Below are 24209 nucleotides of genomic sequence, written 5' to 3'. Positions count from 1 at the left end.
TACTAAATTAGTGCTCACTGCTTACCTCATAAGTTTGCTGAGATCGAAGTAGAACGCCTGTGCAAAAGATTATACTTGAAAGCAGGCGGGTGGTCAATCAGGTACTTCATTGAAATTATTTGAGAGATGGCACACGATGTAAAACTCAGCGGGCTCATGCTCAAACTTGGTGCAATAGGGTGCTACGCGGCCCTTACACCGCAGTAAACACCGATGGTTGACCGTTTTGATATGTGCGCAATGCATTGTAGTTAGGGGGCTATTGCTATCCGCAAGCGTTACCGTGTTCGAGCTGTGGGTGTGGTATCACTCCTAGTTGTAGCTCTCAGTTGGTTTGGCTGCACCACTTTTGAACATGAGCCACTCAGGGTGATCAACTGCGCGATGCTTACTCCCACAAAAACCGAAGTGTAGAACCTATTTCAAAAAAACATCTACTAGAAGGTATCTTATTCAATTGCCGACCGATTCCATGATCGTGACGAGTACACACAACATCCTCGTGATCAGCCGGATCAACAGCGCACCACGCGCCGGATCGTGAGCACGGCTGCTGCGGCAGCCATGCTGCCGCACTCCACACCGCACGACACGCGCATGACGAGCGGATAAGGTGCCAGTCCAACGAGTGATGGCCCTGGTGATGGTCGTCAGACCTCCTCGTTTCCATACAGACAGGTTGGGTACAGAATACACTGTCGTTGGTGATTGGCAAGCGTTCCTGTACCTGTGCTGTGGTCGGGTAGCACGACAGAACAGCTTTTATGAAATAAGTTCTAGAGAATAAGCCATGCTTCTACACACCAAATGATCTGGCACGAGTATCGTAAGGCAGGTAGGGGCGCATACCAGGGCATATCTCCTCTGCTCCCCTACTCATAGCGCAGTGCTGCAATCGGATCGAGACGGGCAGCGCGATCAGCCGGGTACAGGCCGAAGAATATCCCAACTGCAATCGAGGTCAGGGTTGCGAGCAGAATTGCATCAAGGCTTACTTCAGCGCGGGCGTTCGGCGAGAAATTGGCCAGTAAAGCTGTTCCAATCGCTGCCAATCCATACCCCAGGCCAATGCCGAGGATACCGCCCATTAAACTGAGCACGGTCGCTTCAACCAGAAACTGAAGCCGGATGTCGTTGCGCCGGGCGCCAACCGCTTTGCGCAAACCGATTTCACGAGTGCGCTCCGTCACACTGACCAGCATAATATTCATAATCCCGATTCCACCGACCACCAGGGAGATAGCGGCAATTGCGCCGAGGAAGATGGTAATGGCACCGGTAATCGTTGCAAACGAGCTTACCAGGTCTTGCTGTGTGACGATGGTAAAATTGTTGTCCTGGTAGGTCAGCCCATTGCGTTGCCGGAGTAATGCGGTAATCTGATCGATCAACTCATCGATGCTATCTTCATCACGAGCCTGAATGTAAACCACGCTCACCTCCACGCGCCGGGTCACATTTTGGGCAGGTGGAAAGAGACGGTCTTGGGCTGTGGTCAGGGGAACAAAGATCTGATCGTCTTCATTTGAGGCGAAACTGCCACCGCGCTCGGCCATGACACCAATCACCTGAAACCCGATACCGTTGATCCGGATTCGCTGGCCCACCGGATCGGCACCGTTGGGAAAGAGACGTTGGGCGACGCGATACCCCAACACGGCCTCGCGTGAGCGCAGTTCAAGCGCACGTTCGTCAAAGAAGGTTCCTTCAGCCATCCGGGCATTACGTACCTGGGGATAATTAGCACTCACACCGGCGATCAACGCATCATAACTGGCACCGCCATAGGTGGTGAGTGCCCGTCGACTGAACTCGGCACAAACTGCTGCCACTGCCGGTACATTCAGCGGATCGGCGATAGCCGCAATATCTTCATTGGTCAGGCGTGGTGGTACCCGGCGGTTCGTCTCTGGATCATTCGTTCCCGCGAATAGAAACACCAGATTACTCCCCAATCCCTGCAACTCGCTGGTTACCAGCGTTTGAATAGCACCACCCAGCGCCAGCAGAGCGATCACAGCGCCTACCCCGATAATGATGCCGAGCATGGTCAGAATGGCACGCAGTTTATTGGCCAGTAAACTGGTGAAAGCGATCCGCAACGCTTCAATCAGCTTCATCGTTACCTGCTCCGTTTAGCTTAGCGTCCGCGTACACCGGGAGGTGGGCCACTAAAGAGATCGATACGGGCATCAACGCCAGGGACATAGACACAACTGTTTTCATCGATATTCCCTGAACCGATTTCGATGATCTGTTCGTTACTCAGGCCAGTTTGCACCGCGACCGCCTGTAGCGGTGGCTGCAATGGACGTTGCGCAATATCGAGTGAACACAGCGCCGGATCGGTCGTCACATCCACAAAAAACTGACCACCTTCAGCACGGATCGCCCGGCGTGGTACGACCAGCGCCTCACTCTTCTCGGCCACGATAATATCGGCGCTTGCCGACATACCCGGGCGCACTGAGGCGGGTGGATCATCGGTTACAATCCGCACGGTATAGGCAGTAACCCCAGATTGCACAATAGAGAGCGGATTGATGCGGGCAACCGTTCCACGCAGATCGAGATTAGGCAGGGCATCGAGGACAAGAATAACAGGTTGGCCAACCGCAATCTGGGCAACATCGATTTCATCAACGGTCACATCAACGTAATAACCACTCAGATCAGCCAATACCACGGCCGGTCGTGCAGCGTTATAGAACTCACCAACTTCCAGATTCACCTCGGCTACTACTCCGGCAATGGGTGCGGTCAGGGTTGCCCGTTCCAGGGCAAGCTGCGCCTGCGCCAGGTTGGCGCGGGCACTGGCGACCTGCGCTTCAGCGCTGACCAGATCAGCCTCGCTCGGAGGAGCGGTAATCCGTTGCAGATTCGCCTGCGCACTGGCAACCGCCGCATTGGCCGCAGCCAGACTGCCGGCTCGTTGATCGCCGAGCAGCTTGTTCAGATTGGCTTCAGCCTGCGCTAACTGGGCACGAGCTGCGGCCACCTGATCCGGATCGGCACCGGCTAATATACGATCAAGGTTGGCCTGGGCACTACGTAGTTGAGCTTCTGCCTGGGCAATGCCGGTAATCTCGGCCTGCCTGGCCTGTTCATAGGCTACCTGAGCCTGTCGCATCTGCTCTTCAGCATTTTCTACCGCTCGCAGTGCTGCTGCTTCAGTATCGAGCGCTGATTGTGGTAACGACTGCCCGAAGCGAGCCAGTTGTTGCTCGCGCTCACGATTTTCGTTGTAAATACGGCTATACTCGGCCTGGCGGTCGCGTAATGTATTGGCGGCTTGTAATAATTGCGACTCAGCCCGGGTCTTCGCCGCCGAAAGTGAGTCTCGTTGCGCCTGTAGTGCTGCGGCTGCCTGATCCACCTGAGCCTGCGCCTGTGCTACCTCGCTGGCCTTTGGTCCACCCAATACCCGTTCAAGATTCGCCCGTGCCTGTTCCACCTGAGCCCGCGCTGCCGCCAAATCCTGCTCGGTAACATTACCGGTTGTCTGGCGTAACTGTGCCTGCGCCTGCGCCAATTGGGCTTCTGCCGCAGCGACCTCGGCAGCGCTCGGTCCGGCCCGCAACCGGTCAAGGCTGGCCTGTGCCTGTGCCAATTGGGCCGCAGCCTGCTCGACCCGCAATTCCAGATCGCGAGTGTCAAGTCGGGCCAGCACCTGACCTGCTGCTACCTGATCACCAACCTGTACCAGGACCTCACTGATCAAACCACTGCTGGCGAAAGTGATATCGATCACCTGCTGAGGTTGAATGGAGCCACTGGCATTCACCGTTGCACTGATTGGACTGCGTTGTGGACGGGTGAGGGCATAGTTAAGCCTGATACCGGAAGGTTGGTCACGGTTAAAAATAAAGAAACCGGCTACGAGAACGCCGATAACAACGAGAATGCCGATTCCCCATCCAAGACGGTTTTGACGACGGCGGGGGCGTGATGATTGACTCATACGAAAGCCTCAATGCTGCGAACGCACGGAATAGTACACATCAATATCATCATACTACGAGTTACTACTGGTAACCGGTACATTTGACGGTATACGTTGTAAGCATGTTGCGCTACGGAGTGACTTGCACAATCGATGGTACAGTCAAAGAATTGGGAGCGTTTTGGTAACACAGCACGTCAGCAGTCGGCCATACCGGTACCAGAACAACATTTGCGTGCTGACATGTTGGCGGTATGAGTACCTTTGATATAACCCGCCTGACAGACACACGTTCGGGCTGGCTTATACAACCCGCACCTGAACCGGATCACGGCAAGTGTAGCAGTCAGACGTTCGCACTCCAGATAACGCGATACAGGCAACAGCAGGTATCAAACGGGTATCATCCAACGCAGCGTTCAACGATGGTAATATCTCGAAAAGACCAGAGAAGGGTAGGGGCAACATTACTCGTCATCAATGGCGACACCGATGGAGGTTTACTCGACCATATTCGCGTTACGTTCAAGATCGCGACAGCCGATCAACTCATTGATCCCATCGAGCAACAATTGGAGCAGATGTGTGAGGTCTTGCAATTGTTCCAGGCTAAAGCGCGACAAGATACGATCCATGTCGGCGCGCCGGGCCTCCTCGACTAACGCCAGTCGCTGCTCTCCCTGACGGGTAAGCATCACTTGCACAACCCGGCGATCTTCAGCGTCGCGCACCCGTCCAACCAGATTTTCCTCAATCAAACGGTCAACAATACCGGTCAACGTGCCTGCGGATTGCTGCGTAATATCGGCCAGATCGCTCATCCGACACGGACCCGCCTCACGGATGGCAAAGAGCGTCACCATTTGCGGTAATGTCAACCCAATCTCAGGTCGACTCAACGTTTGCAACAACTGCTTCTGGCTCTGCCAGGTGATCTGGCGGACGATGTCATCAATGACATGCGTGTGATGAGCACGAGCCTCTTGTTCGTTCATGCATTTCCTCGCAGGTAAGTATGCTGAGGAGAGAATAATTCTGAAGACAAATATTTGAACCTCTGATAACCATCGTACCCTATTGTTTTACGAATGTCAATGTCTTGCACAGCTAATATCATGTCTTCGCTTCAGGTATTCAATGCCGCAGGCGTCAGTAATCGCTCGTTACTCACCACTTGCCATTTCTATGGTACCCTTCGTAACGGCAATAACTCTTGGAACAGGAGGCATCTCATGACAACAGACGATATAACGCGGCTGGCAGCACTGGGACCACTCGATGGCCGTTATCGTGCTGACGTGGCAAGTCTGGCCAGCTTTTTCAGTGAAGCTGCTCTCTTTCGCTATCGTGTGCGGGTCGAGGTGGAATATCTCATCTTTCTCTCGCGTGCCCGTGGCATCCATTTCGTTCCGTCGCTGACTCCGCCACAGCAGGCTGCCCTCCGTGCCCTCTACCGCCAGTTTGGTGATGATGATGCGCTGGCGATTGCGGCATGGGATCGACGTGTCAATCACGATGTGAAAGCGGTTGAGTACTGGTTACGCGAACGGTTAACAACACTCGGTTTAACCGATCATCTGGAAGCGGTGCATTTCGCGCTGACCTCTGAAGATGTGAACAATCTGGCGTATGCGCTGATGGTCAAAGAGGCACGTGAGCTGGTCTTGCTACCGGCACTTGAGGCCCTGCTCGAACGCCTTCGGCAGTTGGCCGACGAGGAAGCGGCGACGCCAATGCTGGCCCGCACGCACGGGCAACCGGCGACGCCAACAACGTTTGGCAAAGAGATGAATGTCTTCTTCATGCGGTTACGACGGGCGATCAACGACATGATGGCGATCAAGATTACCGGTAAGCTCAACGGCGCAAGTGGGGTTTTGGCCGCCCATCATGTTGCCCTGCCCCAGATCGACTGGCTAAAATTCTCGCGTGCCTTTGTACGTTCGCTTGATCTGGAACCAATCCTGCTCACGACCCAGATTGAACCGCACGACACACTGGCAGCACTCTGCGATGCGCTCAAACGGATTGGTGCAATTCTGACCGACCTTAGCCAGGATTGCTGGCGCTACATCAGCGATGGTTATCTGGTACAGGCGGCTCGTGCCGGTGAGGTTGGCTCTTCTACTATGCCGCATAAGGTAAATCCTATCGATTTTGAAAACGCCGAAGGTAATCTTGCCCTGGCTGGTGCGTTCCTTGAATTGTTCAGTCGTAAGCTACCGGTTTCGCGCCTCCAACGCGATCTCTCTGACAGCACAGTCTTGCGTAATCTGGGTCTGGCCTTTGGCTATTGTCTCCTCGCTTACCAGCGATTGCTGCGTGGCCTGCAAAAAGTGGCTGTTGATCGCGCCCGCTTGCGTCGCGATCTCGAAGCGCATCCCGAAGTTCTGGCCGAAGCCATTCAGACAATTCTCCGCCGTGAGGGTTTTGCCGAACCCTACGAGCTGTTGAAGGCGTTTTCGCGTGGTCGTGCACTGACTGCTGAAGACGTTGCCCGCTTCATCGACAGTTTACCGGTCAGTGATGCGGTGCGGGCAGAGTTGAAGGCGCTCGCACCTGCGGCGTATATCGGTCTGGCAGTCAAGCTTGCCCAACTACGCGATGAGGCGACAGTTGGCAATTGGACGTAGCGATGATGCAATATAATTCCACTGTCACGATGATCACGGTCGTGACAGTGGAAGAGTTTGTTGCCGGTACATGCACAATTTTGTATTTGCAATCTATTGACAAAGAGTGTACACTATAGAAGAATGTCGGATACGATCTGTCTGAGAGTCATTGCCAGAGCAGAGACGATCAGACAACAGAGCGACGATAGCACGATGAGATACCGCTACATCTGCACCCTCGAAATGAACAGTCATAGCAGAAAGGCAGGCAGGGAATGGCCGTCATTGAACTGACGATTTGCCGGCTTTGCTCCCGTAGCCGCCCCGACATCTGGCAGACACTGTCACGACTGCGTACAGCGTATCCCGGTGCGCTATGCATTGTTGAACTTGATTGCATGGCCGCATGCGATGATGTGCCGGCGGTTATGCTGGAATATGACTATTTTCCCCGGATTACTCCACAACAATTGATCGAAATCGTCGAATCGCGACTGCACACGGTAACGAAGTCACCGGAATAGGGGTTGTGGCGGAGACACCTCTCGTTCCTGCCCTGCCGCCTGGATACGACGCTTGCCGTCTATCGCATCGGTACACTGGAACTGTCGCGTATATCAGTGGAACGCTGAGCGGCAGTGCAGGTGCCGCATGTGTTGATCTCCGGGCAGTCTGACCGTCGTGATAGTCGAAAGAGACGAGTACCGGTTCTCTGGTGACGATGAGTGTCGCCTGGAAGCTGTACGCTTATCCAGCGACCAATAGGTGGGTTAGTGTAGTTCACGTATCTTCAATCACCTGTAGCCTCTTGACGTATGACATGATTGCATGTATTATTGTTATAACATCATAACATTTCTTAGAGAGACTCTATGACAACAATCGACCGTACTTCGCCGCTACCGCTGCGCTATCAACTCAGGCAGATTTTGCTTGAGAAGATTGAGACTGGGGAATGGAAGCCAAATGAGTTGATCCCGTCGGAGCAAGAGCTGCAAAAAATGTTCGGGATCAGTCGGATTACCGTCCGCCAGGCGCTCAGCGATCTTGTCCACGAAGGTTTGCTCTTACGTGAGCGTGGTCGCGGAACATTTGTAGCACCGCCTAAAATGACGCATAGTCCACAAGCCCGCGACACGCTAACCGAATATATGCTCGCCAGGGGTATTCGTCCTGGCTGGCGGGTGATTGAAAGGTACTATACAGAAGCGACCAAAGAAGTTGCAGCGCAGCTCAATTTGATCACTGACAGCCTTGTTTATTGTATTCGCCGTCTGCGTCTGGCTGATGACGAGCCTATCGGACACCACGTGGCTTTTCTGCCAGAGGTATTTGCTGCGAAAATCAACGAAGATGCACTTCTTGAAGGAGGCTCACTCAACTATATCAGCCATTTGCCGCAAGTGCAACATAGTCGTGCTCTGCGCACCGTAGAAGCGGTGGCTGCTTCGGATATAGATGCACAACTGCTTCATATACCACCTGGCAGTCCAATACTGATGATTCAACGTACAATCTTTGCGCCCGGTGGTGAGCCTATCGAATTTTTGCAGGCACGTTATCGTGGTGATCGCTTCAAGTACCAGATCAGCACCTGATAGCGGTTGTGAATGATGATCGTGGTTCTGGATAATTCTCATCTCACCTGTCAGCGGGAAAGGTGACGTGAACGTATGACGACAAAAAACTATGGCGATCCGTCGTCAACCATCCCTTATCAATGCTTTATGGGACGTTGGGAAGGCTTGTGCAAAACTTTTAGCCCAAGGGGAGAGTTCATCGAAGCGGCTGCGGTGCACATGGATGTCTACTGGAACGAGGTTGGCAAGTCATGGCATCTCATGGAAGATTTTGAAAACCTGTATGAAGTTGGCAAAACCGTCTTTCACACCGATATCTTTGTAGATGGAAAATATTGCTGGGCGTCAAGTGACCAACTTAGCATGGAAGGTACAGAACTGACGCCTTTCAATTATGTCTTTGTCATTGATAGTAAGGTTTCGAATACGCTGGTTTTCAATAATCATTACTTCATCGATCCCAACACCCGTCGTATTATCACCCATAAATTGCGGAATGGAAAGACCTATATCTTCCAAATCCAGGATTTCGTGAGAATCCAACAGCCATAGCTGTACATTTACTCTACGGAGGATTGACTATGATCGTTCAATCTGCTCCGCCAGGCGCTCCTCACTTTATCATCAGGCAAGTAGACCATACGCGTACCAGTGGTCAACTTGCCCGTGCGTTTGGCAATGCAGCGTTCAGTCCTCCAGTTCCTCACGACCTGGTTATTTATACTGTCGAGCACCATGACGAAGGCTGGGCCGCAATTGATGCGCTCTGCGAGCAATCTCCTAGTACCGGTCTGCCATATCATCTCACTGAAACACCTCTTCCTTATCTAATTCAAACCAGTCAGGGATCGCCAGATTTCAACGAACAATATCATCCGTTCTGTGGTTTGCTCTCCTCGATGCATACGTATGGTCTGTACAACGGACGGTATGGACTTTCGGATTTTATCTTTGTTGATAAGATCCCTGCCGAGTACCAGCATGCTGTCAAGGTGATGCTGGCTCGCGAATTGGAACGGCAGAATCGTCTCAGAGAGATGATCTGGGCCGATCCCGTATCCAGACCCTGGATTGAACATCAGGCTTTGTTCGACAACTATAAGCTTTTGCAGTTCTTCGATACGCTGGCCCTCTACTTCCAGATGACTCACGCTGAAGCACGAACGCAGACCAGGTTTCAGAATGTCCCTGATGGCAAGGGTAGCGACCATACGATTACCATTACCCCTCTTTCTGATGGGACATACGTCCTTTCACCGTGGGTGTTCGAGACAGAAACCCTTGAGATCGTTGTGGAAGGTCGCTACATGGTGCCACAGCCACCTGGAACAGATCTCAAAGCTATCTTTGCAAGCACACCCAGCCAAAAGCAAGTGTACAGGTTGACGTGCAATTAGTTAAGTAACGACTATGACCAACCAGACAGTTCAATTCCAGGGTCTCGGACGCTGGTCAGGGAATGCTGAAGTCTTTGACACGTTCGGAAGATTGCTCGGTAACGGATCTGACTATCGTCATGTGCAATTGATCGATGATGAGCGTATACGCATCGATGTTTCCTTCGTTGGCCCTTTCAAGCATAGCGGACACTATTTCATTCAACAGCGAGAGCGGTACCGTCTGTATGAAGGCCCGGCGAACATCGGCTACGCGGAAGTGCTTAGTGAACAGGTCGTAGATGTCAATGCTTACTGGCCTGCTCTTGGGTTAAGTCAACGATTGTTCTTAATGATCGTCGACGGCCGGTTGCAACTTTCACTAGCCCACATGTCGCGTGGTGAGTATCTGATGTACGTTGTCGTCGGTCAAAACGATCGTGTGCCTGAACACTTACCCAATCCACAACCAAATCTAATCAGTGGAACGCACTATGACTTACACGATGATCCTGCATGTGGTCGGGGTGAGATATTGTTGCACCGTACCGGTGTCTGGCGTGGCGTGCTCACAGCACTTGATCAGGTAGGGCAATCGTTGGGCGAGTTTGAATATACCCAGACCCTGGAATTGCGCAGCCCGCAAAGTTTGTCTATGCAGACAGCAGGGGGCGCATTTCATACTCTCACGTGCAGTGCCCTTTTTGTGACCAATCAATGGCAAGCCTGGACTACTGAGGATTCGGAGGTGGTCGGTAGTTACTCGCTGAGCGGTGGTCGTGCTCTGAGCGGTCAGTTTTACTATCGTAAAGCGCATCTGCGTTGCTGGCAACGTGAGGTGACAACGTTAGATGGTGCCCAAAAGGCCATCCTTCAGCACTGGTATCGCGGAGGACAGCGAATCGGCTCTCAGTTTGGAGTGCTGACGTTTGAACGCAGGTGAGAATCCTGACGCGCAATTGACAAACAACAGTGCCAGGTGTTGTCTGACAAAAACTATGAATGGAACCACCTCATTTGTTGGTGACTGGCTGGTTAGCGAATATCTGTACACACCTGCGGGTGAATACGCCGGTCTTATTCATCAGCGTCGCCTGTTGCAGCAACGAGGAGAGATGATTCGTGTTGTGCAAATCTGCGAACCTGTGCAGATTGCCGAAGGAATTTCACCCCAGGCTCAGGAAGTTGTTGCAATTATGAACCGGCGTGTCGGCGAATTCGTGTTCGATCTGAAACTGGAAGGACAGGCTCGTCATTACCTTGGACAGGATGTTGTGGGTAGTGGTTTTTTGTGGTGTGATGGTGTGATCACCGCACGTGGTATATGGCCGCGTTTTGGGTATAACTTTACCTCATTTTCAATCATGCTCGCGCCCAACCGGCAGATAACCGGCGGAACATTCTTTTTAGCCAATCAGCAAGTTGCTACGTTGTCAGGGGTTGCTGAGCCTGATCCCAGAGGTTTTCCGGTGCTCGCACCAATAGTCTCATTAGCAGGTTTTCGCGGCGTGTGTCAGGTGATTTCGTCAGACGGTGAATTGCTAGAACGTTTTCCTGTGACCAGCGAAGATATTGATGCTATGTACGGCCGAATGCAGGGCAATCGGAAACGTTATGGTGCTCTAACCGAATGGGAAGCTGTAGCATTTCCAGGGCAAATTGTCTCAGCTATTGAAGTCAGTGATCAGGTTAGTGGACAGATAGCGGGTCTTTGGAAGATATTTCAGGACGAAAAACTACATCAGGTGCGGTTCTACACATTAACCGCAGAGTCTTCGACCTGTCATTGCGAGAAATGGTGATCGAGTTGACGACCGACAACCAGGAGAGGCCATGATCCGTTCCCTATACTATGCCGTGGCTTTACCAGATGCCCGTCCGCCTTGCAATGTGCTCCATCTGAAAGTGTATTATCCGGCTGCGGCTACCGGTAGTGATGCAGAACGCATGACAGGTGTGATACCAGCCGATCTGTCGTGTGCTCCGATGCCGGTTGTCCTCTTCTTCAACGGTATCAACATTGGCATTGAAAGTTATCATTGGCTGGCGCTCAAGCTGGCAAGTGCCAACCTGGTGACAGTTCTGTACGCGCATGTTGCCGAGACGCTTCCCGGCGTGATTGGCCTTACTCCTGGTATTGATTTATCTAAAGTCAGACCCGACACGTATGGTAGTGCTCCCACTTGCCCCGCCATTCAGTCGATATTGGATTGCCTGACCAGATTGAACGAGGATGAGCACCATCCTCTTTATCGCGCCCTGGATTTGAACAACATCATCCTTGGCGGTCATTCGGCAGGGGGGACGGTAGCTCTCCAGAATGGGCAATTTTTCGCGCAGGTCAGGGCTGTTTTTTCGTATGCAGGTCACACCATGGCGTCTACTGCTCTCGGCTTTGCACCGGGCACAGTTTTGAAGATTGCCAGCAAGCCAACTCTCCTTCTGCGTGGTGCTCGCGATGGTGTTATTGTCAGTAGCCGCATTCGTTACGGAACAGAGGAACTGATAGATGATCCGGTCGCGAAAACATTTGATGAAGCGTACCAGGAGTCGGCAGCGAGTCAGGCGTATGATGTGCTGATTCAAGGCGCAAATCATTTTTCCATCGCGTATCCGCTCGATGAAACGGCAGGCCGCTCTTTTCTCGATATGGAGATGACGCGACCGGCGTCAGAGGTTCGTGAGCAAATTGCCGGACTGATTCTGGCATTTTTGCAGAACAAACCACTGACCGGAAAGCATATCGTTGTTCGGAAGAAATAACACAGTTTCATCGATAAGGAGTGCAGCCATGCTCATGAATTTCTGGTGGCCTTTAGAGTTTTCACACACGGTGAAAGATAAACCGGTTCGGGTAACTGCCCTGGAACAGGAATTTGTTATTTATCGCACCTCGGATGGCAGGGCGCATGTACTGAGCGATTTGTGTGTGCATCGTGGTGGTGCGCTTTCAGAAGGTTGGGTCAGCGGTGACTGTATTGTCTGCCCCTATCACGGATGGGAATACAGATCAGATGGTGCATGTGCCAGAATTCCTGCTCATCCCGACCTGGTTCCTCCGAAAAAAGCGCGGATTGATGCGTATCCAACGGTTGAGAAATATGGCTACATCTGGGCATTTTTGGGTGACCTTCCTGAAGCAGAGCGCCCACCTTTGCCCGATCTGCCGTATTTCGGCGACCCACGCTTTAAGGTGATTCGCGGGAAATTCGAGTGGCCGGTGTACTACGAGCGTGCCCTGGAGAACAGCCTTGATATAGCACATGCTCCATTTGTGCACGGCGGCGCGTTTGGCAATCGCGAAGAACCAGACGTTCCTGATTATGAGGTCATTCTTCACCCATACGGTGCAGAAGCAACCGTTATGCTTAAGCCCCCCAAGCGAAACATGAAGGGATTGTGGCATGTTCTTTACAAAGAAAATCGTCCTGATGTGAAGACACGCACCGGTTTTTGGATGCCATGCATCACACTACTGGAAGTGCATTTACCGATGGGTGTGATGGTGCTGTTCAATTGTCACATCCCGGTTGACGAATATACCACCATTACCAAATGGACCCAAATGCGCACCTTTTTCAAAGGCAACTGGGCTGATGGTGATGCTTTGAAGCGAGTGCTGAAAATCTTCTACCAGGACTATCCGATTGTCCTCTCTCAGCGTCCTGAATTGTTACCTTACGACATCGGTGCGGAACTGTCGGTCAGATCAGATGCGATCCAGATTGCCTATCGCCGTATGCGGCAGAAATACATTGATAAGGGCTGGCAGATTGATGTTCGCCGTATCAAACAAGAATATGGCCGGCAACGTGCGGTAGTCATCCCCTCTCCAGCTCGTCGCGAAGTGCCCGAATTGGCCCGTGCCTGGGTGTTGAAGGAAGTGCCAACGGTGCAGCCTACGAAGCAGAGCGAGTGAGTACTCACTCAGGATCGAGAGCGGAGGGAACAATGTCACGGCCGCAACAACTCTCACTCAGTACCCTGGAGAAGATCCGAACTCGCTGCAACCTTACTGAGATCGGTTCTCCTTACATCAGTCTTACTTCGCCGCACATCTCGACACCTGTCGGCGCACTTCGCTTGTTTTATGGTGAGCGAGTACGCAAGATGGTGTACATCGGATTGACCGTCCATCCTATTGGGCTGGACTCGCACATGATCTTTGCCTTCACCCATCCCGATAGTCCGGTGCCGCATTTCACTCTTGATTCAGTGCTGGCAGGACCACATTTCGCCTTTCACCTGGATCTGATCCCACGTGCTGATTTAGGTGCCAATCTGGCTTACATGAATGCTGTCTTCGACGCACTGACCCCTATTTTTGAACATGCCAGGCAAATTGAAGGGCTGACCCCTGCTCAGCTAACCCCAAAGCAATATGCACTTATGTCGCCCTGGATGTTAGCGTACCGGGCGAATGAGTCTGCGTTCGAGCGCATTCAGGAACCGGTTAATGCCTATCTCGAACACTGGTTCCATTTGGTAGACCATGGCCTGCCTGCCGACGCCTTACCTGCCGGTGACCTCGCCGAACGTGATCGCCTCAATCGCGCTGCCATCTTTAATCCGAGTGTCGATAAAGTTTGGACCCAAGTCGAACGACTGGTCGGTACAGAAATGGGCGAGCGGATGCGTCATATTCTGTGCAGTCAGGACGTGGAAGCATAAAGCGTGTATTCAAAGTCGGGTAAAGAAGCAGAATAGCAGAACATCCTGCACACTTCTCCAGCGCATACTGCACCACTTCTGGTAACGGGTAAAGGAGATCAGTATGACCGGTCAATCTTCAAACTGGCAAAAGACCATTGAAGGTGAGTGGTTTGGACTCCCTTCGGTCTTCGACGCGGAGGGCAATCATATCGGGTATAACAGAGTCTCCCGATCCTCAGTATTCGATCAGGAGACTGGAAAGACTACCTATGTCATGAATACAGGTCTGCTGGATGCTACCGGCCCGCTAGCAGCACGCTTTGAAGTCGTAGATATATTTGCTTTCGGCGTCATTGACTCTGACCGGGATCGCATTTACCTGGGACCTGACTTCGTTGGTGCAGGTCATCCTTACGGTACGCTGGTTGATGCTCATTACTATTCCCCCCTATGGACTGCTGACCTGCGCACGATGGTGCACATTTTGCCCGATATGCAAACGCAGGTGTACTCATCCCTGCTCTATGACGGGCCTAAGATATGTGCCGTCTTCAACGGAATCTACAAGGTCGCGCACGATTATCACACCAATCCTGAAACGCAGGCTCGTATCGATGCTTTTTGTGAAACGGAGCGAATAAATGGACGAAAACCGCACGTGTTGCCTTCCAAAAAGAGCGGTACGTGGCATGGTGAGATGATGGTCTATGGCTCAGATCAGCAGTCACTTGGCGTGAATCAGGTCTCTATCGACTATCGACCGCTCGATTTACTGCGGGCTGAGCTGATTGTTTCGATAAGTGGCGTCTTCGGGAAACAGTACAAATTCAACCGTTACCGCAATGGTAACCGTCACTTCTTTGAAGGTCCTGATCTGTTCGGCAATAGTTTCGGTTACGGACGAGCACTGTACACCAGTCAGCATTTCTACGGTGAAGCGTTCAAAATCAGAGGCCGCGAATTTCTTATTGATGACAATTTTACTTTAAGCGTTGTCTGGCAATGGTATCAATCTGATCGGATGCAATATACCACTTTTGGGGTATTGACCTGGAGTGAGAACTAATGTCAAAACAGTCGTTTTTGCAATGTCTACCGGAGAGACTGGCGCAGCAAACGAATTGTTTGTACGCAGACAGAACGATATTGTCTTTGTATTACCTCAAGGAGATGTAGATGGCCTCTGATATTAGTAGTTTTAAACGTGCAATGTCCCAATTTGCCTCAGGTGTGACGGTTGTAACGACCAGATACAATCAGACACCGTTGGGTGTCACCGTCAGTTCGTTCAGTAGCCTTAGCCTGGAACCGCCCTTAGTGATGGTTTCCCTGAACAAGAAGTTATTCACGCACAGAGCCATTGCCGAAAGCGGCATTTTCGCTGTGAACGTGCTGTCGGTGCAGCAGTTGGAAATCGCAATTCGCTTTGCAGGTATGAGGTCTGAAATTAAAGATCGCTTCGCCGGATTAAAGACACAAACGGCAACAACGGGTAGTCCAATACTACCTGAATCTCTGGCCTGGATAGACTGCACCGTGTGGGCAATGTATGAAGGTGGTGATCACACCATTTTTGTCGGTGAAGTACGTGATCTGTCTGTCTCAGATCTGGATATGCCTCTGCTGTATTACAAGCGGTTATGGCGACGCACCGAGGCACTCCATATTCCTACTGTACCGCTTGCAGTTACTCTGATCGAAGTTGGCTTACGCGACGGTATTCAACGCGAAGCGCAATGTATCCCCACTGAAATGAAAGTTGAATTTGCCACACGGCTGGCCGATGCTGGATTGAAACACATCCAGGTTTCGTCGTTCGTTCATCCCAAAATCGTACCGCAGATGGCAGATGCTGAAGAGGTGTTTGCTCGTCTTCCTGATCGCAAAGATGTAGTGTTTAGCGCTCTGGTGCTGAACAAAAAGGGCCTGGAACGGGCAATTGCAGCAGGTGTCAGGCAAGTAGAGATGGGGGTGCCTGCCAGTGAGGCTTTGGCCCGGAAAAATGCCAATACGACCATCGAGGAAGGTATGGCCGAAGTAGCCGAGATGGTCAGGATAGCTCACGATCACGGGATGCGTGTGCGTGCAGGTGTGCAGGCTGCGTTCGGCTGTCCATATGAAGGTAAGATCGACCCTGTTAGAGTTGTTTCAATGGCGCGGCGCTTCCTGGCGATGGGGGTGGATGAACTTGCACTCGCCGACTCGGCAGGTTTAGGCAATCCTCAATCAGTACGCCGGCTCGTACAGGAAGTGTTACTGCTGGCAGGCGATGTTCCACTCGTTTTACATCTGCACGATACTCGCGGACAGGGTCTTGCCAATTTGCTTTCAGCACTCAAATCAGGAGTGACAATGTTCGACACTTCTTTCGGTGGGCTGGGCGGCTGTCCGTTCATTCCGTCGGCTAAAGGGAATATCCCCACCGAAGATACTGCTCACATGTTGCATGAAATGAGGATACATACCGGAATAGATGTCTCGGCGGTAGCGACTCTCTCGCGACGTATGGAGACGTTCCTGGGCAAAGACCTTCCTGCTAAGATGCACAAATTACTCACCCCCGCGTCTCAGGTCGAGAAGTGCCTATGAAACAGACCATTGCCGAAAAAATTATCTCCCGGCATACGGGTAAATCTGTCAGAGCAGGTGATGTCGTCATTGTGCCTGTAGACGGAGTCATGGCAACAGATGCGACCGCACCCTTTGCGATTCAAGCGTTGCGTGGGATGGGTGGCAAAAAGATCTGGGATCGTACTCGTGTCTCGCTCGTGATAGATCACGCTTCTCCCGCTCCCAATGAAACGATTGCCAATCTACACAGATTGATGCGTGATTTTGCGTGTGAAATGGGCTGTCGCCTGTACGATGTTGGTCTGGGCATTTGTCACCAACTAATGATCGAGAATACCCACGTTCGCCCTGGCGATGTGTTCCTCGGTGCCGATTCCCACAGCACTACCTATGGTGCGATCAATGCGCTCGGTGTGGGGATAGGTTCTACTGATGCGGCGGCAGTTATGCTCACCGGTAAAACCTGGCTCAAAGTGCCGCAAACGATTCAGGTGACTCTGTGTGGAGAATTGCACAGAGGCGTCACGGTGAAAGACGTGATGCTGCGTTTGGTCAAAGAAATTGGCTCGATGGGCGCAAATTATCAGGCAATCGAATTCACCGGTGAAACCGTGCGCAGCCTGAGCCTGGCCAGCCGGATAGTGCTCGCAAACATGAGTGCAGAAATGGGGGCAAAAGCCGCCCTGGTTGACCCATCAGGCCTCGAACTCTGGTATCTCTTCGAGCCAATTCATCCCGATGCTGGTGCTGAATATGTCCGAAGGCTGACGTTTGATGTATCAACCTTGCGTCCGCAGATTGCCAGACCGCACACGCCGGAAAACGTTGTCCCAATTGATGAAGTTATCGGTACGAGAATCCACTATGCCTTCATTGGCTCCTGTACTAATGCTCGACTTGAAGACCTGCACGCGGCTGCTCAGGTACTCAGGGGGAGAAAAATTGCTGATGGCGTGCGTCTGATCATTGCGCCGGCATCCAGGAATGTGTTCAATGAGGCGTTGCGCGATGGAACGATTCAAATCCTCTCGGAAGCAGGCGCAACATTCATTACCTCTGGATGCGGTCCCTGTGTTGGCTCGCACCTGGGCATACCAGGCGATGGTGAAGTAGTCATTTCCTCTGCCAATCGCAATTTTCGTGGACGAATGGGCAATCCCAAAGCGCTCGTTTACCTTGCTTCGCCGGCGGTGGTAGCGGCTTCGGCGTTGGCTGGAGAGATTGCCGAACCTGACTGACGAATGTCTCGACGGTATTGATACGGAGGCTCAGTTATGAGTCATAGGCGTGCGACCACTCATGTTTATCTGGTGGATAACCTGGATACGGACCGCATTATTCCTGGTAAATACACCAAAACCCTCGATCCCTCTATCCTGGCTGCCCATGTCTTGGAGGATTTGGAGCCGGAGTTTGCCAGAAAGGTTCAACCAGGTGATGTTCTGGTTGCAGGAAACAACATTGGCTGTGGGTCAAGCCGCGAGCAGGCAGCCCTGGCGCTCAAGGCGGCTGGAATTTCTGTAGTTATTGCGAAATCCTTTGCCCGAATCTTCTACCGCAATGCTATCAACATCGGTTTGCCCGTTATGGAGGTCGATCATGCCATTCAACCCGGCGATTCGATTTCGGTCGATCTTGAGGGCGGTGTGGTGATTAACCACACAAAGAACGAAATCTACCGTGCTGCGCCCATGCCACCGCAGATGATGCGAATTCTGCAGGAAGGTGGTCTGGTCAACTATTTGTTGAAGTATGGCGATTACGTGTAGTCCACAAACCTGGCCGACGAAAGTTGTAGATATTGATATACGTCATCGAGAAACCATATGACGATTCAAACCCTTTCTTCCATTCGCGTGATCGAATTTACCCACGCTGTTCTCGGCCCAGCCTGCGGTCTCATCCTGGCTGAACTGGGGGCAGAAGTGATTCGAGTCGAACCTCCTTCGGGAGATCCCACCCGCGATCTCAGAGGGTTTGGCACAGGATACTATCCCTTTTTTAACCGCAACAAGAAGAGTATAGCTGTAGACATCAAGACCGAAGCAGGTCGTCAGGTTATTTTTAGATTGCTTAAGCGCACTGATGTTCTTATTGAAAATTTTGCGCCAGCAACAATGGAACGACTGGGACTGGGTTATGCAGCGCTTTCGGCTGCGTTTCCTCGTCTCATCTATTGCTCACTCAAAGGATTTTTCCCTGGCCCATACGTTAATCGGCTGGCGTTGGATGAAGTTGTGCAGATGATGAGTGGGCTGGCTTACATGACCGGCCCGTCCGGCAAGCCGCTGCGTGCCGGTGCATCTGTTATAGACATCGCAACCGGCATGATGGGCGCTATAGGGATTTTGGCTGCTCTGCGCGAACGCGATCAAACTGGCAAAGGTCAACTTGTCAGAAGCGCTTTATTTGAGACTGCCGCCTTTATTATGGGGCATCACATGGCTTACGCTAGCTTAAGCCGGCAACCCATACCTCCCATGCCTGAACGAATCAGTGCCTGGGCGATTTATCACATCTTCACTACCGCCGAAGGCGACCAGGTTTTTATCGGCGTTACCAGTGATAAGCAATGGGTACGCTTCTGTACTGCGTTTGAACGTCCTGAATGGCTGGCTGATGAGCGTTTATCCACCAACAATGGGCGCATTGCACAACGTGACTGGTTGTTGCCTGCGATACAAACTATGATTGCCCGGTACTCCAAAGCTGATGTCATTGAGCGCTGCGAGTATGCTGACATTCCGTTCTCGCCGGTGGCCAGGCCGGAAGATTTGTTTACCGACCCACAACTTGTAGAAGGTGCTAGCCTGCTTCCGGTTATCCTGCCTAATGGCAAACAGACATATTTGCCTCGTTTGCCGTTGCTTCTGGAAGGAACAGGTGCAGAACTGAAACATCATCCTCCCCGGCCCGGTGAACACACACGAGCTATCTTGACAGAGATGGGGTTAGAGTCAGAAGAAATTGAGCAATTGATAATATCTGGTGTTATTGCAGCCGAGTAAAAGAATAGAAAATAGGAAATAGTAAGATATTGAAAGGGTAACAAAAGAGTCTGGGTCTGGCAGTATAAGTTTCTTCTGTTGTACCGTGCGTTTGTCGTGTTTAGCTGCCCTCTAGTGCTATATGGAGAGAGCTTATGTACGATTTACTGATCAAAAATGCGCGGATTGTGCGACCGAATCGAAGTGACGTATTCACAGCAGATATTGCAATTCAACAGGAAAAGATTGCGCACATTGCGCCCGAAATCCCCTCAGATCAAGCGATGCATATCCACGATGCCCGTGGTCTGCTCGCGTTTCCGGGTTTGGTTGATGCGCACATGCATGTCGGTATTTACGCACCGCTAGAACAAGACGCAGCGACAGAGTCTAAAGCTGCGGCAATGGGCGGTGTGACCTCGACCATTACCTATTTTCGTACCGGCGAGTACTACCTGAACAAAGGTGGGCCGTATCGCGAGTTTTTTCCCGAAGTTCTGAGGCGCTCTGAAGGCAACTACTGGGTTGACTATGCTTATCATCTTGCTCCTATCAATCGTATTCATATCGATGAAATGCCCTTCTTGTTCCAGCAATTTGGCGTTTCTTCCTTCAAGATTTTCATGTTCTATGGTAGTCATGGATTACACGGTAAATCAGACCAACAGCGCAATTTTTTGAAGCTGGAAGAGGGTGAAAAATATGACTTTGCGCATTTCGAGTTCATTATGCGCAAGTTAAGCGATATGATAGAGGATAATCCAGCGCAAGCACCCTATCTAAGTTTGAGTCTGCACTGCGAAATTGCCGATATTTTGGATGCATACACTACCATCATCCAGAAGGAAGGTAGGTTGAAAGGCTTACCCGCCTATCATGCTGCTCGTCCTCCGCACAGCGAAGGATTGGCTGTGTTCATTGCAGCGTATCTGGCCTACGAAACACGGTGCCTCAATATCAATCTGCTGCATCTCAGCTCGCGCAAGGCACTTGAAGCTTCCCTGATGATGCGCGACCTTTTTCCTCACATCAACTTTAAGCGCGAGGTTACCATTGGCCATTTGCTGCTCGATGTGGACGAACCCAACGGCGTGCTGGCTAAGGTTAATCCGCCAATTCGTCCCCGTGAGGACGTCGAGTTTTTGTGGGAGAAATTGCTAAACGGTGATGTAGACTGGGTCGTCAGCGACCACGCCTGCTGCGCGGCAGAGCTGAAGTACAACGCCCAACATCCCGATGACATCTGGATGGCGAAGTCGGGTTTCGGTGGCACGGAGTATCTGCTTTCAGGTTTGTACAGCGAAGGAAAAAAGCGTGGCTTATCGCTCAATCGCATGGCCGAACTGGTTTGCTGGAATCCGGCTCAGCGCTATGGTCTGCTGTCGAAAGGTGATCTTGCCGAAGGATTCGATGCCGATATCGTCCTGTTCGACCCAGACCAGACATTTGTTGTTCGTGCCACTGATTCTTTCTCGGCGCAGGGCTATACGCCGTTTGAGGGGCACGAACTTACCGGGCGTGTGAAGGTTACTTTTTTGCGTGGCCAAAAGGTGTTTGAGAACGGGAATATCATCGGTAACCCCCGTGGCCGGTACATGCGCAGGCCAACAATGCCGTCATCGGTTACTTAAGTCGCAGCTTGAGGAGTATGCAATGGCCCAATTGACTGCTGAATTTTTATTTGATGATCTTACGCTTGCCGAAAGAGATCGTGCTGAGCGTGTAGAGGCAATTCTACCAGAATTGCGTGCTCATGCCGAAGAAGCAGATGCAAGCGGGCAATTTTATGCGCCGCATCGCGAAACTCTGGCAAGAGCCGGCTTGCTTGGTTTGATTATTCCAGAAACGTTTGGTGGGTTGGGCGGCGGATTACGTGACCTGGCGGCAGCGACATTTGCTATGGGCAGTGCCTGTCCATCTACGGCACTGGCTTACTTTTTTCATTGCTCGACCGCCTCACGCGGGCTTTTGGCGCTCGAAGCCATCGAGGATGGTATATTCAGCCCCGAAGAGGTCCCTCTCGTGCAGCGCTTTGCTGAGAATGTGCTGCACCGCATGGGAACGAAGAAACAGCTTCTGGGCAATTTTGCCAGCGAAACGGTCAAATCTGCGCAAAGTGCCGTGTTGGTTGCCACCGAGGCTGAGAAGGTCGAAGGCGGTTGGTTACTGAACGGCGTCAAGTCCTTTGGTTGTAATACCGGGGTAGCAGATGCGTATCTGGTGGTGGCGAAGCGCAAGGACTACAGTACCGCAGAGGGCCTGTGTATGTTCTTTGTGCCACGTGATGCGCCAGGGGTGAGGGAGCGACCGCAGTGGGATGCGTTAGGAATGCGTGCTACTGCGTCACACGGCATCATCCTTGAACATGTGTTTGTGCCGGACGAGGAAGCGCTGACTGTTCCCGGAGCATTTGTCAAGTTGATGGAAACCAGCCGGGGATCGTTGATGGGTAATCAACCCGCGATTTCAGCTATCTATCTGGGAGCAGCAAAGGCTGCTTATGACTATGCTCTGGAGAAGACAATGACCATGAAGTTTGAAGACTCCGGCATGCCAATTGCCAGTAGTCCATTTCATCAGGAATTGATCGGGAACATGGCAGTCAAGCTAGAGACAGCCCGCTTGTGGTTGCGTCGCCAAATTGATCTGGAGAGCAGCGATCCGCCGGTTGCGTCAAAAACTGAAGTGGTACGGCATTGGCGTCTGGCGAAGGGAGTCATTTCTGAATGCGCTTTTGAAGTCGTTAAGATGGCTTTGAAAATGACCGGCACCAGTGGCACTGCTAACCGTGGTCTGATTGCCCGCATGTTCCGTGATGTTGCCATGAGCCTGGTTATGGGCTTTCCTGCGGAGCGCGGCCGTCTTGAAGCAGCGAAGAGTATCGTAGAAGGAGCAGAGAGCAAGACGTTCGTCGTGCGCTAAAACTGGTTACGGAGAGTTGATGATACGCGAACGATGGCTCTCACCAGATTGTATTCAGGAGGAGAATCCTATGACATCTCCTGAGATGGACATCCCTTCCCTGGCCGATATTGAAAAGCACTTCACCTTGTTCGACTACATAGACGGTGAACGTATTCCACCAACAGTTGAACTTGGTTCGTTTGTGTATAACCCAAGCACGGGTGAACCTATTGCACCTCAAAAAGCAACCGATCCAGAGCAGTTGGAGCGTGCCCTGCAAACTGCATACCGGTTACATCAATCAGGTGTATGGGCAAACACTCCGCCTGAAGCGCGTGCTGAAATGCTCGAAAATGCTGCCAATCATCTTATGACCCTCGTGCCGATGATTGCCGGCGTAGAGTCATACCATACGGGGATCATTTTCAGCACTACCCAATTCGTCAATGCAATTGTCTGGTTAGCATTTAGAGCGGCAGCAGGCGTGCTGCGTAGCGGGTATGTTTTCAGCACTGTCCCAGGCCCATGTGGTGATGTAGAGATTCTGCGCAAGCCACTTGGGGTAGCGGTAGCTATCGTTCCCTGGAACTCACCTGCTGCATTAGCAGCGCATAAAGTGGCAAACGCTCTGGCAGCAGGTTGTCCTGTGATCCTCAAGCCGAGCGAGTGGGCACCTTATTCCTGTTTGTTGCTGGTAGAAGGGCTTGAAGCTGCCGGTTTGCCCAGGGGCCTGTTCCAAATCGTAAATGGAGGCGCTGATGTTGGTCAGCAATTGGTCAGCGACCCGTGCGTGCGTGCTATCTCCTTCACCGGTGGCTTGCAGGGTGGGCGCGCCGTGGCTGCGGCCTGTGCGCATGATTTCAAATCCATGCAACTGGAGCTTGGCGGCAACAATGCAATGATTGTGTGCGCAGATGCCGATATTGACAAAGTGGCAGAGGGTGTTGTTGCCGGTTTGACCACTCTCAACGGGCAATGGTGTCGTGCGCTTGGGCGATTGCTGGTTCACGACACAATTTACCAATCTGTACTGGAAGCATCCCTGCACAGGCTGGCTTCCTTGCGTATCGGAGATGCACTTGATCCTGCAACCCAGCTAGGGCCGTTGGCAAACCCGGTTCACAAAGCTCGTGTCGAGTCTGCCATTCGTGAATTAGCAGCCAGGGGGACATGCATTCATAGGACAGCCTCTGTCCCGGCGCACGGGTGCTACCTTTCTCCTACCCTCATAACGGACGCCAGTCCGCAGGATACGCTAGAGGAAATTTTTGGGCCTGTTGCTGCTGTTCATACCTTCCGTACTGACGAAGAGGCCATCCAGCTTGCCAATCAGTCTCCATACGGATTGGGTGGGTATGTCTTCTCGCGCGATGAGGAGCACGCTTTTCGCATCGCTCGCCAAATGAATACAGGTGGTGTCAAGATCAATGGTGTCAGTCTGCTCGAACTCAACATTGATGCTCCGCGCCCGGCCTGGGGTCTCAGCGGATTTGGCGAAGAGGGCACACTTGAAACGTTCGATGTTTTTTGCGGCAAGTCGGTTGTTGGGGTGGCTGCACGTTAAACGAGAATTAATCTCC

Annotated in this window: 21 protein-coding genes; 18 read left to right on the top strand and 3 right to left on the bottom strand. The window is 52.0% G+C overall.

Features of this window, described 5'->3' with window-relative positions; all coding sequences use genetic code 11:
* Nucleotides 1-872: 872 nt before the first annotated feature.
* The 3 genes from VAE57_RS01825 to VAE57_RS01815 form a co-directional block, all read right to left on the bottom strand.
* The gene (locus VAE57_RS01825) at nucleotides 873-2120 is read right to left on the bottom strand and encodes an ABC transporter permease (RefSeq protein ID WP_322820210.1); all 1248 of its coding nucleotides are present in this window, start codon (nucleotides 2118-2120) and stop codon (nucleotides 873-875) included.
* 20 nt (nucleotides 2121-2140) lie between these two features.
* A complete protein-coding gene (locus VAE57_RS01820; protein WP_322820209.1) occupies nucleotides 2141-3961 on the bottom strand; it encodes an efflux RND transporter periplasmic adaptor subunit in 1821 nt (606 codons plus the stop codon).
* Between the two features lie 482 nt (nucleotides 3962-4443).
* On the bottom strand, nucleotides 4444-4938 hold the full coding sequence (locus VAE57_RS01815) for a MarR family transcriptional regulator (protein WP_322820208.1): 495 nt from the start codon (nucleotides 4936-4938) through the stop codon (nucleotides 4444-4446).
* Nucleotides 4939-5175: 237 nt separating this feature from the next.
* On the opposite strand from VAE57_RS01815, the gene purB reads away from it, so the two are divergent.
* The 18 genes from purB (at nucleotide 5176) to VAE57_RS01725 (ending at nucleotide 24193) form a co-directional block, all read left to right on the top strand.
* Nucleotides 5176-6576 carry an adenylosuccinate lyase gene (purB, locus tag VAE57_RS01810; protein ID WP_322820207.1) on the top strand — a complete coding sequence of 467 codons (1401 nt, stop codon included), beginning with the start codon at nucleotides 5176-5178 and terminating at the stop codon, nucleotides 6574-6576.
* A 257-nt stretch (nucleotides 6577-6833) separates the two neighbouring features.
* The gene (locus VAE57_RS01805) at nucleotides 6834-7082 is read left to right on the top strand and encodes an NAD(P)H-dependent oxidoreductase subunit E (RefSeq protein ID WP_322820206.1); all 249 of its coding nucleotides are present in this window, start codon (nucleotides 6834-6836) and stop codon (nucleotides 7080-7082) included.
* A gap of 348 nt (nucleotides 7083-7430) precedes the next feature.
* The gene (locus tag VAE57_RS01800) at nucleotides 7431-8156 is read left to right on the top strand and encodes a GntR family transcriptional regulator (RefSeq protein ID WP_322820205.1); all 726 of its coding nucleotides are present in this window, start codon (nucleotides 7431-7433) and stop codon (nucleotides 8154-8156) included.
* Nucleotides 8157-8231: 75 nt separating this feature from the next.
* Nucleotides 8232-8690, top strand: coding sequence for a hypothetical protein (locus VAE57_RS01795; RefSeq protein ID WP_322820204.1), 459 nt, complete (start codon nucleotides 8232-8234; stop codon nucleotides 8688-8690).
* Nucleotides 8691-8719: 29 nt separating this feature from the next.
* A complete protein-coding gene (locus VAE57_RS01790) occupies nucleotides 8720-9535 on the top strand; it encodes a DUF3891 family protein (protein ID WP_322820203.1) in 816 nt (271 codons plus the stop codon).
* 13 nt (nucleotides 9536-9548) lie between these two features.
* Nucleotides 9549-10457 carry a hypothetical protein gene (locus tag VAE57_RS01785; RefSeq protein ID WP_322820202.1) on the top strand — a complete coding sequence of 303 codons (909 nt, stop codon included), beginning with the start codon at nucleotides 9549-9551 and terminating at the stop codon, nucleotides 10455-10457.
* Between the two features lie 55 nt (nucleotides 10458-10512).
* Complete coding sequence (locus VAE57_RS01780; protein ID WP_322820201.1) at nucleotides 10513-11316, top strand: hypothetical protein; 804 nt, start codon at nucleotides 10513-10515, stop codon at nucleotides 11314-11316.
* A 31-nt stretch (nucleotides 11317-11347) separates the two neighbouring features.
* Nucleotides 11348-12277, top strand: coding sequence for a hypothetical protein (locus VAE57_RS01775; RefSeq protein ID WP_322820200.1), 930 nt, complete (start codon nucleotides 11348-11350; stop codon nucleotides 12275-12277).
* Between the two features lie 28 nt (nucleotides 12278-12305).
* Nucleotides 12306-13433: an aromatic ring-hydroxylating dioxygenase subunit alpha gene (locus VAE57_RS01770; protein WP_322820199.1), complete on the top strand. Its 1128-nt coding sequence runs from the start codon at nucleotides 12306-12308 to the stop codon at nucleotides 13431-13433.
* A gap of 32 nt (nucleotides 13434-13465) precedes the next feature.
* The gene (locus tag VAE57_RS01765) at nucleotides 13466-14185 is read left to right on the top strand and encodes a hypothetical protein (RefSeq protein WP_322820198.1); all 720 of its coding nucleotides are present in this window, start codon (nucleotides 13466-13468) and stop codon (nucleotides 14183-14185) included.
* A gap of 103 nt (nucleotides 14186-14288) precedes the next feature.
* Entirely contained in the window at nucleotides 14289-15233 is a 945-nt protein-coding gene (locus VAE57_RS01760; RefSeq protein ID WP_322820197.1) for a hypothetical protein, read from the top strand.
* Between the two features lie 110 nt (nucleotides 15234-15343).
* Entirely contained in the window at nucleotides 15344-16756 is a 1413-nt protein-coding gene (locus tag VAE57_RS01755) for a hydroxymethylglutaryl-CoA lyase (RefSeq protein WP_322820196.1), read from the top strand.
* Nucleotides 16753-17976 carry a 3-isopropylmalate dehydratase large subunit gene (locus VAE57_RS01750; RefSeq protein WP_322820195.1) on the top strand — a complete coding sequence of 408 codons (1224 nt, stop codon included), beginning with the start codon at nucleotides 16753-16755 and terminating at the stop codon, nucleotides 17974-17976. The genes VAE57_RS01755 and VAE57_RS01750 overlap by 4 nt, the downstream gene beginning before the upstream one ends.
* Before the next feature lie 36 nt (nucleotides 17977-18012).
* Nucleotides 18013-18507 (top strand): 3-isopropylmalate dehydratase small subunit, encoded by a 495-nt coding sequence (locus VAE57_RS01745; protein ID WP_322820194.1) that lies wholly within the window; start codon nucleotides 18013-18015, stop codon nucleotides 18505-18507.
* Between the two features lie 57 nt (nucleotides 18508-18564).
* A complete protein-coding gene (locus tag VAE57_RS01740; RefSeq protein ID WP_322820193.1) occupies nucleotides 18565-19746 on the top strand; it encodes a CaiB/BaiF CoA-transferase family protein in 1182 nt (393 codons plus the stop codon).
* Between the two features lie 134 nt (nucleotides 19747-19880).
* Nucleotides 19881-21356 (top strand): dihydroorotase family protein, encoded by a 1476-nt coding sequence (locus VAE57_RS01735; RefSeq protein ID WP_322820192.1) that lies wholly within the window; start codon nucleotides 19881-19883, stop codon nucleotides 21354-21356.
* Nucleotides 21357-21378: 22 nt separating this feature from the next.
* Nucleotides 21379-22647: an acyl-CoA dehydrogenase family protein gene (locus VAE57_RS01730; RefSeq protein ID WP_322820191.1), complete on the top strand. Its 1269-nt coding sequence runs from the start codon at nucleotides 21379-21381 to the stop codon at nucleotides 22645-22647.
* A gap of 70 nt (nucleotides 22648-22717) precedes the next feature.
* On the top strand, nucleotides 22718-24193 hold the full coding sequence (locus VAE57_RS01725) for an aldehyde dehydrogenase family protein (protein ID WP_322820190.1): 1476 nt from the start codon (nucleotides 22718-22720) through the stop codon (nucleotides 24191-24193).
* Nucleotides 24194-24209: the final 16 nt, after the last annotated feature.

Origin of the sequence: Chloroflexus sp., assembly GCF_034434295.1 — a bacterium.
GTDB lineage: Bacteria > Chloroflexota > Chloroflexia > Chloroflexales > Chloroflexaceae > Chloroflexus.
This window is presented reverse-complemented; position numbering and strand designations above follow the sequence as displayed.

Bases quoted from the DNA above. Each gene is read 5' to 3' on its own strand.
- VAE57_RS01825 (WP_322820210.1), bottom strand. From the start codon at position 2,120: ATGAAGCTGATTGAAGCGTTGCGGATCGCTTTCACCAGTTTACTGGCC.
- VAE57_RS01820 (WP_322820209.1), bottom strand. From the start codon at position 3,961: ATGAGTCAATCATCACGCCCCCGCCGTCGTCAAAACCGTCTTGGATGG.
- VAE57_RS01815 (WP_322820208.1), bottom strand. From the start codon at position 4,938: ATGAACGAACAAGAGGCTCGTGCTCATCACACGCATGTCATTGATGAC.
- purB (WP_322820207.1), top strand. From the start codon at position 5,176: ATGACAACAGACGATATAACGCGGCTGGCAGCACTGGGACCACTCGAT.
- VAE57_RS01805 (WP_322820206.1), top strand. From the start codon at position 6,834: ATGGCCGTCATTGAACTGACGATTTGCCGGCTTTGCTCCCGTAGCCGC.
- VAE57_RS01800 (WP_322820205.1), top strand. From the start codon at position 7,431: ATGACAACAATCGACCGTACTTCGCCGCTACCGCTGCGCTATCAACTC.
- VAE57_RS01795 (WP_322820204.1), top strand. From the start codon at position 8,232: ATGACGACAAAAAACTATGGCGATCCGTCGTCAACCATCCCTTATCAA.
- VAE57_RS01790 (WP_322820203.1), top strand. From the start codon at position 8,720: ATGATCGTTCAATCTGCTCCGCCAGGCGCTCCTCACTTTATCATCAGG.
- VAE57_RS01785 (WP_322820202.1), top strand. From the start codon at position 9,549: ATGACCAACCAGACAGTTCAATTCCAGGGTCTCGGACGCTGGTCAGGG.
- VAE57_RS01780 (WP_322820201.1), top strand. From the start codon at position 10,513: ATGAATGGAACCACCTCATTTGTTGGTGACTGGCTGGTTAGCGAATAT.
- VAE57_RS01775 (WP_322820200.1), top strand. From the start codon at position 11,348: ATGATCCGTTCCCTATACTATGCCGTGGCTTTACCAGATGCCCGTCCG.
- VAE57_RS01770 (WP_322820199.1), top strand. From the start codon at position 12,306: ATGCTCATGAATTTCTGGTGGCCTTTAGAGTTTTCACACACGGTGAAA.
- VAE57_RS01765 (WP_322820198.1), top strand. From the start codon at position 13,466: ATGTCACGGCCGCAACAACTCTCACTCAGTACCCTGGAGAAGATCCGA.
- VAE57_RS01760 (WP_322820197.1), top strand. From the start codon at position 14,289: ATGACCGGTCAATCTTCAAACTGGCAAAAGACCATTGAAGGTGAGTGG.
- VAE57_RS01755 (WP_322820196.1), top strand. From the start codon at position 15,344: ATGGCCTCTGATATTAGTAGTTTTAAACGTGCAATGTCCCAATTTGCC.
- VAE57_RS01750 (WP_322820195.1), top strand. From the start codon at position 16,753: ATGAAACAGACCATTGCCGAAAAAATTATCTCCCGGCATACGGGTAAA.
- VAE57_RS01745 (WP_322820194.1), top strand. From the start codon at position 18,013: ATGAGTCATAGGCGTGCGACCACTCATGTTTATCTGGTGGATAACCTG.
- VAE57_RS01740 (WP_322820193.1), top strand. From the start codon at position 18,565: ATGACGATTCAAACCCTTTCTTCCATTCGCGTGATCGAATTTACCCAC.
- VAE57_RS01735 (WP_322820192.1), top strand. From the start codon at position 19,881: ATGTACGATTTACTGATCAAAAATGCGCGGATTGTGCGACCGAATCGA.
- VAE57_RS01730 (WP_322820191.1), top strand. From the start codon at position 21,379: ATGGCCCAATTGACTGCTGAATTTTTATTTGATGATCTTACGCTTGCC.
- VAE57_RS01725 (WP_322820190.1), top strand. From the start codon at position 22,718: ATGACATCTCCTGAGATGGACATCCCTTCCCTGGCCGATATTGAAAAG.